At 64.2% G+C, this 16671-nt stretch carries 11 protein-coding genes; 3 read left to right on the top strand and 8 right to left on the bottom strand.

Annotated elements, in window-relative coordinates; all coding sequences use genetic code 11:
• Positions 1–63: 63 nt before the first annotated feature.
• From WIT60_RS10570 to WIT60_RS10560, 3 genes are all read left to right on the top strand, one after another.
• Positions 64–1185 (top strand): beta-ketoacyl-ACP synthase III, encoded by a 1122-nt coding sequence (locus tag WIT60_RS10570; RefSeq protein WP_339583887.1) that lies wholly within the window; start codon positions 64–66, stop codon positions 1183–1185.
• Positions 1186–1272: 87 nt separating this feature from the next.
• A complete protein-coding gene (sbcB, locus tag WIT60_RS10565; protein WP_339583886.1) occupies positions 1273–2727 on the top strand; it encodes an exodeoxyribonuclease I in 1455 nt (484 codons plus the stop codon).
• On the top strand, positions 2705–3295 hold the full coding sequence (locus tag WIT60_RS10560) for a YgjP-like metallopeptidase domain-containing protein (RefSeq protein ID WP_339583885.1): 591 nt from the start codon (positions 2705–2707) through the stop codon (positions 3293–3295). The genes sbcB and WIT60_RS10560 overlap by 23 nt, the downstream gene beginning before the upstream one ends.
• 20 nt (positions 3296–3315) lie before the next feature.
• Here the strand turns inward: WIT60_RS10560 and WIT60_RS10555 are convergent, their stop codons facing one another.
• From WIT60_RS10555 to prpB, 8 genes are all read right to left on the bottom strand, one after another.
• Positions 3316–5658 carry a penicillin-binding protein 1A gene (locus WIT60_RS10555; RefSeq protein ID WP_339583884.1) on the bottom strand — a complete coding sequence of 781 codons (2343 nt, stop codon included), beginning with the start codon at positions 5656–5658 and terminating at the stop codon, positions 3316–3318.
• A gap of 117 nt (positions 5659–5775) precedes the next feature.
• The gene (locus WIT60_RS10550; protein WP_339583883.1) at positions 5776–6663 is read right to left on the bottom strand and encodes an NAD-dependent epimerase/dehydratase family protein; all 888 of its coding nucleotides are present in this window, start codon (positions 6661–6663) and stop codon (positions 5776–5778) included.
• 246 nt (positions 6664–6909) lie between these two features.
• The gene (gene acnB, locus WIT60_RS10545; RefSeq protein WP_339583882.1) at positions 6910–9501 is read right to left on the bottom strand and encodes a bifunctional aconitate hydratase 2/2-methylisocitrate dehydratase; all 2592 of its coding nucleotides are present in this window, start codon (positions 9499–9501) and stop codon (positions 6910–6912) included.
• A gap of 215 nt (positions 9502–9716) precedes the next feature.
• Positions 9717–10235, bottom strand: coding sequence for a hypothetical protein (locus tag WIT60_RS10540; protein ID WP_339583881.1), 519 nt, complete (start codon positions 10233–10235; stop codon positions 9717–9719).
• A 119-nt stretch (positions 10236–10354) separates the two neighbouring features.
• Positions 10355–11542, bottom strand: a complete 1188-nt coding sequence (prpF, locus tag WIT60_RS10535) for a 2-methylaconitate cis-trans isomerase PrpF (protein WP_339583880.1) — start codon at positions 11540–11542, stop codon at positions 10355–10357.
• Positions 11543–11686: 144 nt separating this feature from the next.
• Positions 11687–14299: a Fe/S-dependent 2-methylisocitrate dehydratase AcnD gene (acnD, locus tag WIT60_RS10530; RefSeq protein ID WP_339583879.1), complete on the bottom strand. Its 2613-nt coding sequence runs from the start codon at positions 14297–14299 to the stop codon at positions 11687–11689.
• Positions 14300–14397: 98 nt separating this feature from the next.
• The gene (gene prpC / locus WIT60_RS10525; RefSeq protein WP_339583878.1) at positions 14398–15561 is read right to left on the bottom strand and encodes a bifunctional 2-methylcitrate synthase/citrate synthase; all 1164 of its coding nucleotides are present in this window, start codon (positions 15559–15561) and stop codon (positions 14398–14400) included.
• Positions 15562–15598: 37 nt separating this feature from the next.
• Complete coding sequence (gene prpB, locus WIT60_RS10520) at positions 15599–16483, bottom strand: methylisocitrate lyase (protein ID WP_339583877.1); 885 nt, start codon at positions 16481–16483, stop codon at positions 15599–15601.
• Positions 16484–16671 lie beyond the last annotated feature (188 nt).

Genomic DNA, 16671 nt, shown 5'->3' with positions numbered 1-16671 from the left:
GGATTGGCCCCGCAGGTGAAAGGTGGCAAAATCCAAGGTTTTGGCTAGAGTCCCCGGGGTGCCATGAGCGCAGTCGTCATCAGCGGAACTGGTTTGTACCAGCCGCCTTACACCATCACCAACGCCGAGCTCGTTGAGGCCTTCAACGCTTACGTTGACCAGTACAACGCCGAGCACGCCGCCGAGATCGAGGCCGGCTCCCTGACGGCCCTGGCCCACTCCAGCGTCGAGTTCATCGAAAAGGCCTCGGGCATCAAGCAGCGCTACGTGATGGAAAAGTCGGGCATCCTCGACCCCACACGCATGTACCCGCGCCTGCAGCCACGGGGCGACGACGAACTGTCCATCCTGGCCGAGATCGGCGTGGAAGCCGCCAAGAAGGCCATGGCCGCCGCCGGCAAGACCGGTGCCGACATCGACGCCGTGATCTGCTCGTGCTCCAACCTGCAGCGCGCCTACCCGGCCATCGCCATCGAAATCCAGAACGCCATCGGCGCCAAGGGCTACGGCTACGACATGAACGTGGCCTGCTCGGCCGCCACCTTCGGTCTGGAGCAGGCGGTCAACGCCATCAAGTCGGGCTCCGCCAAGTGCGTGCTGGTGATCAACCCCGAAATCACCTCGGGCCACCAGGAGTGGAAAGACCGCGACTGCCACTTCATCTTCGGTGACGTGGCCACCGCCACCATCGTCGAGCGCGCCGAGACCGCCACCTCGGCCGAGCAGTGGGAAGTGCTGGGCTCCAAGCTGGCCACCCAGTTCTCCAACAACATCCGCAACAACTTCGGCTATCTCAACCGCAGCGAAGACAGCGACCCGAAGGCCCGCGACAAGACCTTCCGCCAGGAAGGCCGCAAGGTCTTCAAGGAAGTGGTGCCCATCGCCGCCGCCCACATCGAGTCCGAACTGACCGAGCTCAATTTGGCTCCCACTGACGTGCGCCGCTTCTGGCTGCACCAGGCCAACCTGTCGATGAACCAGCTCATCGTCAAGAAGTTGACCGGTGGCGAAGTCACCCCCGATGTCGCCCCGCTGATCCTGGACGAGTACGCTAACACCTCGTCGGCCGGCTCCATCATCGCCTTCCACTTGCACAAGAGCGATCTGAAGGCCGGTGACCTGGGCGTGATCTGCTCCTTCGGTGCGGGTTACTCGGTCGGCTGCGTGGTCGTGCGCAAGCGCTGATCCTGGCCTGACCCTCCCTGCAGCGGCCCGTCTGGTTGTCCAGCGGGCCGTTTGTCCATCCTGACGACTCTGGCTTTTTCTGCTTTCATGAGCGGCGATTTCACCTTCTACTGGCACGACTACGAAACCTTCGGCAAGGTGCCGCGGCGCGACCGTCCCTCGCAGTTCGCGGGCATCCGCACCGATGCCGACCTGAACGAGGTGGGCGAGCCGTTGATGCAGTACTGCGCCCCCGCGCCCGACTACCTGCCCGAGCCCGAAGCCTGCCTGCTGACCGGCATCCTGCCGCAGACCTGTCTGGAGCAGGGCGTGCCTGAGCACGCCTTTGCCCAGGCCATCGCCCAGGAGCTGGCCCTGCCCCACACCATCGGTGTGGGCTACAACACCATCCGCTTTGACGATGAGGTCACGCGACACCTGTTCTGGCGCAACCTCATCGACCCTTATGCCCGCGAATGGCAGAACGGCTGCGGCCGCTGGGACCTGCTGGACGTGGTGCGCACCACCTGGGCGCTGCGCCCCGAAGGCATCCAGTGGCCCCAGCACGACGACGGCCGCCCGTCTTTCAAGCTGGAGCACTTGACCGCGGCCAACGGCCTGAGCCACGAGGCTGCGCACGACGCCTTGTCCGACGTACGGGCCACCATCGCGCTGGCCCGTCTGCTCAAACAGGCCCAGCCGCGTCTGTGGGACTTCTGCCTGAAGCTGCGCAAGAAAGACGCCATGCTGGCCGAAGCCGGGCTGGATCAGCCCCGCTCGCACTGGAAACCTTTCCTGCACATCTCGGGCATGTTCAGCCACGAGCGCGGTTGCATGGCCCTGGTGTGGCCGCTGGCCCAGCATCCCAGCAACAAGAACGAGATCCTGGTGTGGGACCTCGCGCACGATCCGCGTGAGCTCTTCACCCTCAGCGCCGAGGAGCTGCGCCTGCGCCTGTTCACCAAGACCGCCGACTTGCCCGAAGGCGTGACCCGCCTGCCGCTCAAGAGCGTGCACATCAACAAGTCGCCCATCGTGGTCGGCAACCTCAAGGTACTGACGCCCGCCTTGTGCCAGACGTGGGGCATCGACGTGGCCCAGGCGATGGCGCACGCCGAATGGGCGGCCGCGCAAGGCCCGAGCATGGATGGCATCTGGGCCGAGGTCTTCGCCCGTCCCGAACGTTCGCTCGACACCGATGTGGACGAGGACCTCTACGGCGGTTTCGTCGGCAATGAAGACCGGCGCGTGCTGGAGCGTCTGCGCGTGCTCTCCGGTGAGCAACTGGCCGACAAGCACCCCGGCTTTGTCGACGAGCGACTTGACGAACTGTTCTTCCGCTACCGCGCTCGCAACTTCCCTGACACCCTCAACGAGGCCGAGTTGGCTCGCTGGCATGCCCTGCGCGTGGCGCGCCTGCACGAGGGGCAGGGCGGCAGCCTGTCACTGCAAGCCTTCTTCGAGCGCATCGACGCGCTGAGCGAAACCCTGTCTGACGATGACGAGCGCGGCCAGGACATCCTGGGGGCGCTGTACGACTATGCCGAACAGATCGCGCCCTGAAAGCCGCCCGTCGGTGACGCCGCTGGTGCCGCATCACCGCAGCACGCCGCCACACCTCAAGTACCTCAGCGGCTACCCGGCCCACCTGTTGCAGCAGGTGCAGGGCCTGATCGACGACGGCAAGCTGGGCGACATGTTGGCGCGGCGCTACCCCGATCAGCACGAGGTCCGTACCGACAAGGCCCTGTACGACTATGTGATGGACCTCAAGCAGCGCTACCTGCGCAGCAGCGAGCCGCTCAGCAAGATCGCCTTTGACAGCAAGATCAAGGTCATCGCGCACGCGCTGGGCACGCACACCATGGTCTCACGCGTGCAGGGCGGCAAGCTCAAGGCCAAGCGCGAGATTCGGGTTGCCAGCCTGTTCAAGGAGACGCCGCCTGAGTTCCTGGAGATGATCGTGGTGCATGAACTTGCCCACCTCAAGGAGCGCGAGCACAACAAGGCTTTCTACAGCCTGTGCACGCACATGGCACCGCAGTACCACCAGCACGAGTTCGATCTGCGGCTGTGGCTGGTGGCTCAGGAGTTGGGGCTCCTGGGCGCCAAGGGCCCAGCTGGAGGCTGAAGCCCTGGTCAGGTTGGGGGTCAGTTGAACAGCCGATCAATGAACGAGCGCAGCGTGTCTTCGCCCTCGCTGGCCGAGGCACCCGAGGCCGGTGGGGTCGGAATCAGGCTGCGATCGATCGGTGTCTCGTCTACGCCCAACTCTGTGAGGAAACCGCCTTCGGCCCACTCCGTATAGCGCCAACCCGTAGGCAGGCTGACGACACCCTCAGGCGCACTCAGTGTGCGCACAGGCTCATTGCGCAGCGCCGTGCTCATGAACTGGATCCAGGCTGGCAGCGCCAGAGAGCCGCCGGAGGCATGGGTGCCCAGGCTGCGTGGCGTGTCGTAGCCAAACCAGACCACGGCAACCAGATTGGGCTGAAACCCTGCAAACCACGCGTCCACCACGTCGTTGGTGGTGCCGGTCTTGCCATAGAGATCAGGGCGACGCAGTTGCGCCTGCGCCTTGGCAGCGGTACCGCTGCGAGCCACCTCATTGAGCAAGGTGGCAGTGAGAAATGCATTGCGGGCCGGGATGACACGCTGGGACTCGTCAGCCACCTTGGGTTTGGCTTCGAACACCACCTTGCCCTGACCATCCTGAATTTTCTGGATCAGCACAGGGTTGACCGACAGGCCGCCGTTGGCAAAGACTGCATAGGCGCTGGCCATCTGCATCGCTGTGGTCGAACCAGAGCCCAGTGCCAACGTGAGGTTGGCGGGTTGCTTGTCCACATCAAAGCCGAAATGTCCCGTCCATTGACGCGCGGCCTCCGGGCCCATCAACTGAACCAGACGGATGCTGACCAGGTTCTTGGATTTGGCCAATGCAATGTGCAGCGGCGTGGGGCCGTCGGCACTGCCGTCCGCGTTACTGGGCGTCCAGTCCCCCACATTGGTCAGCGGGGCATCGTTGATCAGGGTCTCCGGCATCACGCCGTTCTCAAGCGCGGCGGAATACAGGAAGGGCTTGTAGGTGGAGCCGGGTTGACGCCAGCCCTGGGTGACGTGGTTGAACTGGTTGCGCTGAAAGTCAAACCCGCCGACCAGCGCCCGAATCTGGCCATCGTGCGGGTCCATGGCCACCAACGCCCCTTCGGCCTGTGGCCATTGCGTGATCACCCAGTCCTGACCCTGCTGCATGACACGCACCACCGAACCGCGCTCCAGTCGCAAGGTGGCGCGCGCCTTGGCCGATAGGCCAGCTTGGGCCTGGCGCAGGCCTTTGCCGCTGATCTGCAGCACGTCACCGGAGGCCAGCACCACCGTCACCTGCTTGCTGCTGGCCTGCGTCACCAGCGCCACGCGCAAGGTTTCGTCATCGTTGTAATCCGCCAGCAACTGGGCCAGCGCGGGGTCCTGGTCGTCCAGATCAGCTGGCAGGTCCTCCTGCGCTTCGGGACCACGCCAGGCCAAGCGCAGCTCTCGATCGATCAGGGTCTTGCGCACGGCCTTCCACGCAGCCTGCTGGTCGGCCGCACGCAGCGTGGTCACCACCTTCATGCCACTGGTGTACGCCGACTCACCATACTGGGCATACACCTGGGCACGCGCCATCTCGGCCACATACTCGCCGTGCACGTCCATCTCGCCAGGGTTGCGCACATCCAGCTTCTCGGCCTTGGCGGCGGTGTACACGATGTCGTCGATCACGCCTTCGGCACGCATGCGTGACAGCACGACCAGCTGGCGATCCTTGGCGCGCTTGGGGCTCTTGATCGGGTTGGCGTACGCCGGATTTTGTGGCAAGCCGGCCAGCATGGCGCATTCAGCCACCGACAACTGGGAGATGGGCTTGCCGAAGTAGGTGCGGGCGGCCTCGGCAAAGCCGTAGGTGCGTGCCCCCAGGTAGATCTGGTTCATGTAGAGCTCCAGGATCTGGTCCTTGCTCAGCTGCTGCTCGATGCGCAGCGACAGCAAGGCCTCCTTGAGCTTGCGTGACAGCGTCCGTTCGCGCGTCAGGAAGAAGGTGCGGGCCACCTGCTGGGTGATGGTCGATGCCCCCTGGGTGCGGCCGCCCGTGGCATTGGCCACGATGGCGCGCAGCACGCCAATCACGTCGATGCCAGGGTGCTCGTAAAAGCGCGAATCCTCAACCGCCAGCAGACTGTCGCGCATCATCTTCGGAAACTGTTCGATGCGCAGGTACTCGCGCTTCTCCTGGCCAAAGCCACCGATCTCTACCCCGTCGGCGGTGTAGACGCGCAAAGGTTGCTTGGGCTGGTAGTTGGCCAGGCTGCTGGTGTCGGGCAATTGGGGCAGCAGCACCATCACCGTGGCGCCCAAGGCCAGCACGCCAGCCAGACACAGAGCAAACAGGGCCCACAGGGCACGGCGCAGCCAGCGGGAAGCGCCACCGCGCTGGGTCGCAGAATCGGACATACAGCAAGGCCGGCACCGAAGGGTGCCATCGAGTCAGCAAACGCGCATTATGGCTGCTGCCAGATCTGCCTTTGCAAGGAGATGTGAGCCGGCCCGAGCCGGCTCATGGTGCACATGTCAATGCCAGGTCTCGGCCAGCAGGCGGCTGTAATGCACCCCCGAGCGTCCCAGCACGGCCTCGAACGCGGCGGGGGAGGCCACGTTGGGTTGCTTGAGCAGGTCCACGGCCTCGCTGCTCCAGGGGCTGGCTGACACCATGTCGCCCATCATGGCGCTCAAGGTGGTCAGCACATCGGGCAGTCGCAGCACCTTGGCTGGGCGGTGGCCCAGTTGGCGGCGCAGGCTGGCAATGAAGTCCCCCAGTTGCACGGCTTGGGGGCCCACGCAAGGCAGGGGGCCGGGCGGCTGTGGGCTGGTCTGGAGCAGGTTCACCACCGCATCGGCCAGATCGGTCACGGCCACCGGCTGCACCCGCGCATCGATCACGGGCCCGGGCAGCAGGGCCACCGGCAGCTTGGCCAGGTTGACGAACAGGGCACTGCTGTCACCGCCTTTGCCGAACACGATGCTCGGCCTCAGGATGGTGGCTGACAGCCGGCCTGAGGCCACCAGGCCCTGCAGATGCTTCTCGGCGGCCAGTTTGGTTTGCGCGTACTGGGTGGCGCTGTGCTCGATGCCCAGTGCGGAAACCTGAATGACCCTGGGGACGCCGGCTTCGGCACACGCATCGAACAAGGCCTTGGGGGCATCGGTGTGAACCGCCGTGATGGGACGACCACTGGTGCTACGCAGGATGCCAACGGCGTTGATCACCGCGTCCACATCACGGACCCGAGGCAACCAGTCGGCCATCTGCACATCGCGGGCGTAATTCACCGCGACGCGATCGCGCTCACCCGCCCGCACCGACGAGACGCCGCCGATGACCTGATGTCCCGCACGAACCAAGGCGCGCTCCAGGTGGCTGCCGACGAAACCACGCGCACCGCACAGCAGGATTTTCATGGCTCGCTCCTCCACTCAACGTCACAAACGATTCGATTCAAAGTCATGTGAGGAGTGTGCCGTGTGCAGCACGCCGCCGCGCATTTGACGCACTTGTGAATCGTTTTTGAGTCTGATGAGGCCAGGCGAGGTGGCGTCATGGCGCAGAGCGAGGGACATTTGCCTTGTCCAGAACGCAAAAAAGCCCGCCGAGTTACCCCGGCGGGCTTTGGGTGTCAGCTCAGCGCTGCGTCAGGGACACAAGGCTCAGGCCTGCACAGTCTTGGCGGTCTCCACGTACTCTTCAATCTGGTTGAAGTTCATGTACTTGTAGACGTTGTCGGCATCCTTGGCCACCACACCGATTTCAGCCATGTACTCGGCCGGGGTCGGCAGCTTGCCCAGCTTGGACGCGACGGCGGTCAGTTCGGCCGAGCCCAGGAACACGTTGGTGTTCTTGCCCAGGCGGTTCGGGAAGTTACGGGTCGACGTGGAGATACAGGTCGAGCCTTCCTTGATCTGAGCCTGGTTACCCATGCACAGCGAGCAGCCCGGCATTTCGGTGCGGGCACCGGCTTGGCCGAAGGTGTTGTAGTAGCCTTCCTTGGTCAGCTCGGCGGCGTCCATCTTGGTGGGCGGTGCCACCCACAGACGCACCGGGATGTCCTTCTTGCCTTCCAGCAGCTTGCCGGCGGCGCGGAAGTGACCGATGTTGGTCATGCACGAACCGATGAAGGCTTCGTCGATCTTGGTGCCAGCGACTTCGGACAGGAACTTGGCGTCGTCCGGGTCGTTCGGGCAGCAGACGATCGGCTCCTTGATGTCGTTCAGGTCGATCTCGATGACGGCAGCGTATTCCGCGTCGGCATCGGCTTCCAGCAGGTTGGGGTTGGCCAACCAAGCTTCCTGGGCCTTGATGCGGCGCTCCAGGGTGCGGGCGTCCTGGTAACCGTTGGCGATCATGTTCTTCATCAGAACGATGTTCGACTTCAGGTACTCGGCCACGGGCTCCTTGTTCAGCTTGATGGTGCAACCAGCAGCCGAACGCTCAGCGGAAGCGTCAGACAACTCGAACGCTTGCTCGACCTTCAGGTCAGGCAGACCTTCGATTTCGAGGATGCGGCCCGAGAAGATGTTCTTCTTGCCGGCCTTGGCCACGGTCAGCAGACCAGCCTTGATGGCGTACAAGGGGATGGCATGCACCAGGTCACGCAGGGTGACGCCAGGCTGCATTTGGCCCTTGAAGCGCACCAGCACCGACTCAGGCATGTCCAGCGGCATCACGCCGGTGGCGGCGCCGAAGGCGACCAGGCCCGAACCAGCGGGGAAGGAGATGCCGATCGGGAAGCGGGTGTGCGAGTCGCCACCGGTGCCGACGGTGTCAGGCAACAGCAGACGGTTCAGCCACGAGTGGATCACGCCGTCGCCCGGACGCAGGGCCACGCCGCCGCGGTTCGAGATGAAGGCGGGCAGTTCGCGGTGCATCTTCACGTCCACGGGCTTCGGATAAGCCGCGGTGTGGCAGAACGATTGCATGACCAGGTCAGCCGAGAAGCCCAGGCAAGCCAAGTCCTTCAGCTCGTCACGGGTCATCGGGCCGGTGGTGTCTTGCGAACCAACGGTGGTCATCTTGGGCTCGCAGTAGGTGCCCGGACGCACGCCCTTGCCTTCTGGCAGACCGCAGGCGCGGCCGACCATCTTCTGTGCCAGGGTGAAGCCCTTGCCGCTGTCGACCGGTGCCTGGGGCAGGCGGAAGACGGTGGAGGCGGGCAGGCCCAGGAACTCACGAGCCTTGCTGGTCAGCGAGCGGCCGATGATCAGATTGATACGGCCACCAGCCTGGACTTCGTCCAGCAGCACTTGCGACTTCAGTTGGAAGTTGGCGATGACTTCGCCGTTCTTCTCGATCTTGCCGTCATAGGGGAAGATGTCGATGACATCGCCCATTTCCATCTTGGACACGTCCACTTCGATGGGCAGGGAGCCAGAGTCTTCTTGCGTGTTGAAGAAGATGGGGGCGATCTTGCCACCCAGGGTCACGCCGCCGAAGCGCTTGTTGGGCACGAAGGGGATGTCTTCGCCGGTGGCCCAGATCACGCTGTTGGTGGCGGACTTGCGCGACGAGCCGGTGCCGACCACGTCGCCGACGTAGGCCACCAGGTTGCCCTTCTTCTTCAGGTCTTCGATGAACTGGATCGGGCCGCGCTTGCCGTCTTCTTCGGGCTTGAAGGCCGCGTCAGGACGGGTGTTCTTGAGCATCGCCAGATAGTGCAGCGGGATGTCAGGACGGCTCCAGGCATCGGGAGCGGGCGACAGGTCGTCGGTGTTGGTTTCGCCAGGCACCTTGAACACGGTCACGGTGATCTTCTTGGCAACCGGAGGACGGCTGGTGAACCACTCGGCATCGGCCCAGGACTGGATCACGGCCTTGGCGTTGGCATTGCCACCCTTGGCGAGTTCGGCGACGTCGTGGAAGAAGTCGAACATCAGCAGGGTCTTCTTGAGCGCGTCAGCGGCGATGGTGCCGACTTCAGCGTCGCCCAGCAGGTCGATCAGGGGCTTGACGTTGTAGCCGCCGACCATGGTGCCGAGCAGCTCGGTGGCCTTGGCGCGCGAGATCAGGCCGACCTTGATTTCGCCGTCAGCGACAGCGGTCAGGAAGGAGGCCTTGACCTTGGCCGCATCGTCCACGCCGGGGGGGACGCGGTGGGTCAGCAGGTCCAGCAGGAACGCGTCTTCGCCAGCGGGCGGGTTCTTGATCAGCTCGATCAGTTCAGCAGTTTGCTGGGCCGACAGGGCCAGAGGAGGGATACCGAGGGCGGCGCGCTCGGCAACGTGTTCGCGATAGGCTTGCAACATGGTGTTCACCTGGTGTTGAGGGGCAAGAAGTTCGAACGCGGATCCGACATGCGGATCCTCAAAAATGAATCACCGCCGTGGGGCAGAAAACGCGTCGCTCGCGTGGAAAGGTCATTTCCGTGCAGCCCGTTATTTTCGCCCACCACAGCGGTGAATGTCACGAAAACGACGTGAAATCACGCAATTTCACGTCGCTCATCGTCTGAAAAACCCCATCAGTTGCTGGCTGGGCCAAACAGCGAGGGGCGCGGGGTGTTGCGCAGGTCGGCTTCGGCGGCCCGTTGCACGTCATGCACACAGCCATCGACCAGTCGGCGACCGGCCTTTGGGTCCATCACCATCGACTTGGTCAGGATCTGGATCAGCAGGGCATTGCCCTTGACGTCTTCCAGACGCACGGCGCCGGTGCTCGACACCACAGGCTTCATGACCCAAGCCTGGCGGTCCAGTTTCAGGTCGAAGTAGCCGGCGTGGCGCTCGCTGCGGTCCACGGACACGGACTTGCCGAATTCGCAGGCGTAGCGCCCGGTCAGCACGCGCTCGGCTGCCTGCAGCTGCTCGGCGCTGGCTTCAGGCGGGGGCGTGAAGTTGTTGGACAGCGTCTGCTTGCTGGCGGTGGTCACGCGAGCGTGAGCCATCTGGGGGGCCAGAACGCTGGCAGCCATGCCCAACACGATGCCGGCAGTCAGGGCCAGGGTGCGGGTGCGTTGGTGGCGAGAGGTGAGTGTGCTCATGGTGTAAGGCGTGGCAGGCGTGGAACAAAGGCTGATTTTGCCGCCGATCCCGGTGTCCTGCGCGTGAACGGGGCAAGCAAATGTACGCCGCTCACGCGCAAGGTGGGAGGGGGTTTGCCTCAGAAGGTGTCGCCTGGCACGCGCACCCAGCCTTCCATGAGGATGCGGGCGCTGCGGCTCATGATGGCCTTGGTCACCGTCCACTGGCCGTTGACCTGCTTGGCCTGGGCGCCGACACGCAAGGTGCCGGAGGGGTGGCCAAAGCGCACGGCCTCACGCTCACCGCCGCCAGCGGCCTGGTTGACCAGGGTGCCGGGGATGGCGGCCGCGGTGCCGATGGCGACCGCGCAGGTGCCCATCATGGCATGGTGCAGCTTGCCCATCGACAGCGCGCGCACCAGCAGGTCCACGTCACCGGCCTCGATGGTTTTGCCGCTGGATGCGGTGTAGGTCGTGGGCGGGGCCACGAAGGCGATCTTCGGGGTGTGCTGACGGGTGGCCGCTTCTTCCGGCGTCTTGATCAGTCCCATGCGCAGGGCGCCGGCCACACGGATGGCCTCGAAACGCTTGAGCGCCTCGGCGTCCGTGTTGATCTGCTCACGCAGCTCGGTGCCGGTGTAGCCGATGTCGGCGGCGTTGACGAACACCGTCGGGATGCCGGCCGTGATCATCGTGGCCTTGAGCGTGCCGATGCCCGGCACTTCGAGGTCGTCCACCAAGTTGCCGGTGGGGAACATCGAGCCGCCTTCGTCGCCATCGTCGGACGGGTCCATGAATTCGAGCACGATCTCGGCGGCCGGGAAGGTCACACCGTCGAGTTCGAAGTCACCGGTTTCCTGCACCTGACCGTTGGTCACGGGCACGTGGGCGATGATGGTTTTCTGGATGTTGGCCTGCCAGACGCGCACCACGCACACACCGTTTTGCGGAATGCGCGAGGGGTCAACCAAGCCCGCGTGGATGGCGAAGGCGCCAGCCGCGGTGGACAGGTTGCCGCAGTTGCCTGACCAGTCCACAAAGGGCTTGTCGATCGAGACCTGGCCATAGAGGTAGTCCACATCGTGATCGGGCACGCTGGACTTGGACAGGATCACGCACTTGCTGGTACTCGACGTGGCCCCGCCCATGCCGTCGATGTGGGCGGCATAGGGGTCAGGGCTGCCGATGACGCGCATGAACAGCTTGTCACGGGCTGCGCCCGGCACCTGGCAGGCCTCGGGCAGGTCCTGCAGGCGGAAGAACACGCCCTTGCTGGTGCCGCCGCGGATGTAGGTGGCGGGGATTTTGATTTGTGCGGTATGAGCCATCACACGCTCCTTCAATTCACATGGTGCCGAAGCGCGCAAAGCCTTGCACAGCCTCGGTCCGATCCAGCGGACACCACGGATCTGGCTTTGCCAGTCCGTAGGTGTCGCCCCCTTGAGGGGGAGCGCCAAAGGCGCTCGGGGGGGTCACTTGTTCTCGGCGAGGAAGTCCTGAGCGAAGCGTTGCAGCACGCCACCGGCTTCGTACACCGACACTTCTTCGGCTGTGTCCAGACGGCTGGTCACCGTCACACGCTCGGTCTGACCGTTCTTGCGGTGGATCACCAGGGTAAGGTCGGCGCGCGGCTTCAGGTCGCCTTCCACGTCGAAGGTTTCGGTGCCGTCCAGGCCCAGGGTCAGGCGGGTGGTGCCCGGCTTGAACTCCAGGGGCAGCACGCCCATGCCGATCAGGTTGGTGCGGTGGATGCGCTCGAAGCCTTCGGCCACGACGGTTTCCACACCCGCCAGACGCACGCCCTTGGCAGCCCAGTCACGCGAGGAGCCCTGACCGTAGTCCGCGCCGGCGATGATGATCAGCGGCTGACGGCGGTTCAGGTAGGTCTCCATGGCCTCCCACATGCGCATGACCTGGCCTTCGGGCTCCACGCGGGCCCACGAGCCGACCTTGATCGAGCCGTCTTCCTTGCGCACCATCTCGTTTTTCAACGTCGGGTTGGCGAAGGTGGCGCGCATGGCGGTCAGGTGGTCACCGCGGTGGGTAGCGTACGAGTTGAAGTCCTCTTCCGGCAGACCCATCTTGGCCAGGTACTCACCCGCAGCCGAGCTGGCCAGGATGGCGTTCGACGGCGACAGGTGGTCGGTGGTGATGTTGTCGGGCAGGATGGCCAGCGGGCGCATCGACTTGAGCGTACGGGGGGTGGCAGCCAGGGCGCCGACACCTTCCGTGTCCCAGTAAGGCGGACGACGGATGTAGGTCGACATGGCGCGCCAGTCGTACTGCGGCGACACCTTCTCGCCCTTGTCGGCCTGGATGGCGAACATGGGTTCGTACACGGCACGGTACTGCTCAGGCTTGACAGCGGCCTTGACCACGGCGTCGATCTCTTCGTCCGACGGCCAGATGTCCTTCAGGCGGATTTCCTTGCCATCGACCACGGTCAGCACGTCGTTTTCGATGTCGAAACGGACGGTGCCGGCAATGGCGTAGGCCACCACCAGCGGGGGCGAAGCCAGGAAGGCCTGCTTGGCGTAGGGGTGGATGCGACCGTCGAAGTTGCGGTTGCCCGAGAGCACGGCGGTGGCGTACAGATCACGGTCGATGATCTCTTGCTGGATCTTGGGGTCCAGCGCGCCCGACATGCCGTTGCAGGTTGTGCAGGCAAAGGCGACGATGCCGAAGCCCAGCTTCTCCAGGTCGCCCAGCAGATTGGCTTCCTTCAGGTACAGCTCCACGGCCTTCGAGCCAGGGGCCAGCGAAGACTTCACCCAAGGCTTGCGGGTCAGGCCCAGCTTGTTGGCATTGCGGGCCAGCAAGGCGGCGGCGATCACGTTGCGCGGGTTGGAGGTGTTGGTGCACGAAGTGATGGCGGCGATGATCACGGCGCCATCGGGCATCGTACCTTCGTCGGCCTTGGGCATGGTCCATTGACCAGCGATGCCCTTGGCGGCCAGATCGCTCGTGGCCACACGGGCGTGCGGGTTCGAGGGGCCAGCCATGTTGCGCACGACGCTCGACAGGTCGAACGTCAGATCACGTTCGTACACGGCGTTCTTGAGGCTGTCCGACCACAGGCCGGCCTGCTTGGCATAGGTCTCCACCAGCTTGACCTGTTCGGCGTCACGGCCGGTCAGCGTCAGGTAGTCCAGGGTCTGCTGGTCGATGCTGAACATGGCGGCGGTGGCGCCGTATTCCGGGGCCATGTTCGAGATGGTGGCGCGGTCGCCAATGGTCAGCTTCGAAGCGCCTTCGCCGTAGAACTCGAGGTAAGCACCCACCACCTTGTTCTTGCGCAGGAACTCGGTCAGGGCCAGCACCACGTCGGTGGCGGTGATGCCGGGCTGACGTTGGCCGGTCAGCTTCACGCCGACGATTTCAGGCAGGCGCATCCACGAAGCGCGGCCCAGCATCACGTTCTCGGCTTCCAGGCCGCCCACGCCAATGGCGATCACGCCCAGCGCGTCGACGTGAGGGGTGTGCGAGTCGGTGCCGACGCAGGTGTCGGGGTAAGCCACGCCCTGGTCGGCATGGATCACGGGCGACATCTTCTCCAGGTTGATCTGGTGCATGATGCCGTTGCCCGCGGGGATCACGTCCACGTTGGCGAAGGCCTTCTTGGTCCATTCGATGAAGTGGAAACGGTCTTCGTTGCGGCGCTCTTCGATGTCGCGGTTTTTCTGGAACGCGTCGGGGTCGAAGCCACCACACTCCACGGCCAGCGAGTGGTCCACGATCAGCTGCACGGGCACGACCGGGTTCACCTTGGCGGGGTCGCCGCCTTCCTTGGCGATGGCGTCACGCAGGCCGGCCAGGTCCACCAGCGCGGTCTGGCCCAGGATGTCGTGGCAAGCCACACGGGCCGGGAACCATGGGAAGTCCAGGTCACGCTTGCGCTCGATGATCTGCGTGAGGCAGTCGGTGATGATGCTGGGATCGGCCTTGCGCACGATGTTCTCGGCGTGCACGCGGGCGGTGTAGGGCAGGGTGGCCCAGGCGCCCGGCTTGATGGCTTCCACGGCGGCTTCGGTGTCGAAATAATCGAGCGTGGTGCCGGGCAGGTTCTTGCGGTATTGGGTGTTCATGGCTGGCAGCGGTGAGGGGTGGGGCAGCGCAGGGGCGACAAGGTCAAAAGGCGCCACACGTTTTGCTCATGTGGCGCCCTTGTCCTGGCTCTTCAGAATTACTTGCGCTTCTTCAGCGGCACGAACTTCTGATCCTCTGGGCCGACATAGTTGGCCGACGGACGAATGATCTTGCCGTCAATGCGTTGCTCGATGATGTGAGCCGACCAGCCCGAGGTGCGAGCGATCACGAACAGCGGGGTGAACATGTCGGTGGGCACGCCCATCATGTGATAGCTCACGGCCGAGAACCAGTCCAGGTTCGGGAACATCTTCTTGATTTCCCACATCACCGACTCCAGACGTTCGGCGATGTTGTACATCTTCATGTTGTTCTGTTCCTTGGACAGGTCTTCCGCCACCTTCTTGATGACCACGTTGCGCGGGTCGCTCACGGTGTAGACGGGGTGACCGAAGCCGATCACGACTTCCTTCTTTTCCACGCGGGCGCGGATGTCGGCCTCAGCTTCATCCGGGTTGTCGTAGCGCTTCTGGATCTCGAAGGCCACTTCGTTGGCGCCGCCGTGCTTCGGGCCACGCAGGGCACCGATGCCGCCGCAGATGGCTGAGTACATGTCGGAGCCGGTGCCGGCCACCACACGCGAGGTGAAGGTCGAGGCGTTGAACTCGTGCTCGGCGTACAGGATCAGCGAGGTGTGCATCGCGCGCACCCAGCTGTCGCGCGGCTTCTCGCCGTGCAGCAGGTGCAGGAAGTGGCCGCCGATGGAGTCGTCATCGGTTTCGACTTCGATGCGCTTGCCGTTGTAGGCGAAGTGGTACCAGTACAGCAGCATCGAGCCCAGCGAGGCCATCAGCTTGTCAGCGATGTCACGGGCGCCAGGGTGGTTGTGGTCTTCCTTCTCGGGCTTGACGCAACCCAGCACCGACACGCCGGTGCGCATCACGTCCATCGGGTGCGACGAAGGGGGCAGCTGTTCCAGGGCGACCTTGACAGCGGCGGGCAGACCGCGCAGGGCCTTCAGCTTGGCCTTGTAGGCAGCCAGTTCGGCCACGGTGGGCAGCTTGCCGTGCACCAGCAGGTGGGCGATTTCTTCGAACTCGCTGGTGGTGGCCAGGTCAAGGATGTCGTAGCCGCGGTAGGCCAGGTCATTGCCTGTGCGGCCCACGGTGCACAGGGCGGTGTTGCCGGCAGCGGTGCCAGACAGGGCCACGGACTTCTTGGGCTTGAAACCAGGGGTGGTCGTCTCGGGGGTAGCGCTCATGGGATGTGTCTCCAGATGAGATGTGGCAACAGGGGATTTATTTTTTGGCGGCAAACAGCGCATCGAGCTTTTGCTCGAACGCGTGGTATCCGATGCGGTCGTACAGCTCTTCACGAGTCTGCATCAAGTCGACCACGTTCTTTTGATGGCCGTCACGACGGATGGCGGTGTACACGGCTTCGGCGGCCTTGTTCATGGCGCGGAAGGCGCTCAGCGGGTACAGCACCATGCCGACGCCCGTGGGGCGCAGCTCTTCCACGCTGAACAGTGGGGTCTTGCCGAACTCGGTGATGTTGGCCAGCACGGGCACGTTCACGGCCTTGCAGAACTTCTCATAGGTCGGCAGGTCGTAGGCGGCTTCGGCAAAGATGCCGTCGGCACCGGCTTCCACGCACTTGATGGCGCGCTCGATGGCAGCGTCCACACCGTGCACCTGGATCGCGTCGGTGCGGGCGATCAGGAAAAAGTCGGGATCGGTCTTGGCATCAGCGGCGGCCTTCACGCGGTCCACCATTTCTTCAGTGGTCACGATTTCCTTGCCGGGGCGGTGGCCGCAGCGCTTGGCGCCCACCTGGTCTTCAATGTGGCAAGCGGCGGCGCCCGCCTTGATCAGGCTCTTGATGGTGCGCTCGATGTTGAAGGCCGAGGGGCCGAAGCCGGTGTCGATGTCCACCAGCAGGGGGGTGTCACACACGTCGGTGATGCGGCGCACGTCGATCAGCACGTCGTCCATCGTGTTGATGCCCAGGTCGGGCAAGCCCAGGGAGCCCGCGGCCACGCCGCCACCCGACAGGTAGATGGCGCGGTAGCCCGCGCGCTTGGCCAGCAGAGCGTGGTTGGCGTTGATGGCGCCAATGATCTGCAGCGGCGATTCGTCCTTGAGGGCCTGGCGGAAGCGTGCGCCGGGGGAGGTGAGTGCCATGTGGGGTCTCCAGTGGAACGTGTCAGCGGGAATGCGGGTCTGATACGCAACGTGCGTGCCAGCCTGTGTACTGCTTGTTCAGGGTGCCAGAGAAGGGTTGTAAGTCATTGATTTGCCGAGGGGCAGGCTGGTTTTCACCCATGTGCCGTACGTGTGGTCTGTGCTGATGTTTCGCATTTGAAATGATG

Source organism: Aquabacterium sp. G14 (genome assembly GCF_037482285.1).
Classification (GTDB): Bacteria; Pseudomonadota; Gammaproteobacteria; order Burkholderiales; family Burkholderiaceae_C; genus Aquabacterium.
The sequence above is the reverse complement of the archived record's forward strand: the minus strand, read 5'-3'. Positions and strand labels throughout refer to the sequence as shown.